At 36.6% G+C, this 2,376-nt stretch carries 1 protein-coding gene; it reads right to left on the bottom strand.

Annotated elements, in window-relative coordinates; translation table 11 throughout:
* Window positions 1-1,067: 1,067 nt before the first annotated feature.
* Window positions 1,068-1,319 carry a hypothetical protein gene (locus tag I2483_RS19035; protein ID WP_207278632.1) on the bottom strand — a complete coding sequence of 84 codons (252 nt, stop codon included), beginning with the start codon at window positions 1,317-1,319 and terminating at the stop codon, window positions 1,068-1,070.
* Window positions 1,320-2,376: the final 1,057 nt, after the last annotated feature.

Below are 2,376 nucleotides of genomic sequence, written 5' to 3'. Positions count from 1 at the left end.
TGTTTCTTTTCAACCAACCGAAGTTAGTTTAGTTAGAAACGTTTTGCTCAAGTGCGTTAGCACTCTCGCTGTATTTCATTGATGTTTTGCTGTTCAGTTTTCAAGGTTCATGTCGGAAGAATCAACTTGCATTCTTCGCTTTAAGTAGTTGTCGTTGTTTCGGTGACAACTTTTATATCATAACATTTCGTTTCGTTCATGTCAACAACTAATTTCAATTTCTTTTTTTCGTTGTTTTCATTATGTCGTAAAGACAACTTATTAAATATACCAGTCTATCTAATAAAATGCAAGACTTATTTTAAATTAGTTTTTGCATTGTTAGACATAGTTGAAGCTAGCCTGCTTTATGTAGCCTTTTCATGTATTTACGGTCTATTAGGCAATTAATATCCGCTCACTCGCTTTAACTATGAATTGGAAATCCCAATATCCGATTTACAATTCCATTCCCACTTTCTATAACTCTTCTATACTGAGCACTTCCACGACTAAATCCGCGGGGTTCGTTTTGGTAAACATTCCACTTTCCTTTTTCAAAAGAAAAATGCAGAGGCGGAAATTGGGCGAACAACCCTCGTTAGAAAAAAGACTTTCGAGAGGGCAAGGTCTGTACCAACTACGCCATCCGTATGGCGATACTTTTCTTCGGATTACCGAATTGTTTATACCAAACCAGATGTTTTTTGCGCGCAATATTTTGTGTGCAATTAACATCACGCTGAATTCCTGTTTTGTGAGCAGAACGACTAATGTTTCTTCAACATCGGTGCCTCTTAGCTTTGCCTTCTGGGACAACTTTCGTTTGATCCTTCCCCTATTCCACAAAGTGAGTTGTTGTTGTCTTCTTATTTCGGTGTTCTTTCATTTCTATTGGTTGTTTCCCTCTGTGTTTCTTTTGATTCCGGATATATTTCAATTATAAAATGTGTTACTTTTTCATCTTCTATAAAAGCAACAATTTCTTTTGTTGTTTATTGGCTCGCCCGGAAACCAATAACGTTTTATCCTCAATTACATCAGTCACTACCTAAATTTCAATCAAATCACCACCAGCGACTTTAAATTCATATGTGGAAATATTTTATTCGGATACCTGAAGCGAATATCAAAACCAATAAGCTCCATTTCTCCACACGGTTTCCAACACAGTTAGTTAACGCTAAGTCTTCTTCTGTTAGACAAGTAAGTACAATTGTTTCATTTTTCTTGAAAAACTTCTCCTTCCGGTTCTTCTTTTTCTTTTTTGTTAAAAGATCTGAAAGTTTAAGTCCATACTCTACCTTTTTAATCAAAATCGTGTCTTTTGAAACAGTCATTGACTTACCTTTAACAGAATACACTAGTAATTATTTTCAATACGTTATTCGTAGCTGCCGAATTGTTTCACGGCATACTTATCTGTAATTACTTGAACGATTTTTGAGTGAAGGTTATAGGTTTGTTTTCTGAAGCTTGGATCACTGTTTTACTGAGCAACTATTTAAACGCAAAGTAATAGGATGTTGATTCTCCCGAAATATCATTCCACACAAAAGCGTTTCAACAAGATAAGTGGATGACACCCCTCTTTTGTGATCCATCACAGGAATCACATTTACTGATTACAGTAGGCAACGGCTTATCCAAAGATAAACATGGTCTGGACTAACCGTCGACTACTTCTTGCACTTAAGCAATTTGTAGATACTTTGGGTGTTCTAAGTTGTAATCCAGTTCACTGGTTTCTCCACAAAATATTTCGGCAAATAAATTAGCTGCAGCGAGAATATCGCGATGGTTTTGATTGCCGCATAGACATTTATAGAGTCCCGGGGACATTTTGCATCTTTTCGCACACCAAGAACATTATTGCGAGGTAACGTTTTCTTAGTGGTTATCAATTTTTATTTCTTTTGCCTTTAATTTATACGATAAAGATACGTACGCTTTTCCAAAAGACCAATTCGATGGTTTTTGGTTGGTAGTCCGACGCAAATCCCTTTTAACTTTATAGCAGGATGTGTTGCACCGAACACAGTCCACATCGCCAAATTCCACTTCTTTCACTTCATTTTTAATGCATCAATAAACAAATTGTTACGTGGTTTTATGGAGCACTTCAATGGCAAACATTCTTCTCCCACCTAGGCTTTGCGTTGAGGAAGGTAACTTCTGGCATAATCGTTTAAACTATGGGACACATGCAAAGAAAGCTCTACCACTTCATATCCATACTAATCAGCTGGAACTATAATATCTACCTATAAACCTTCGTAAAATGACCGGATGAACTAAAGCTAGAAAAAATAGCATCAATAAAAATAAATAAAAAAGCCATTACCTATCAGGCAATGACCTTTCAATGAGACTGGCGGCGTCCTACTCTCGCAGGGG

It is taken from the genome of Sporosarcina sp. E16_3, from assembly GCF_017347125.1.
GTDB lineage: Bacteria > Bacillota > Bacilli > Bacillales_A > Planococcaceae > Sporosarcina.
Note: the sequence above shows the minus strand (reverse complement) of the source record. Positions and strands in the feature narration are given on the sequence as shown.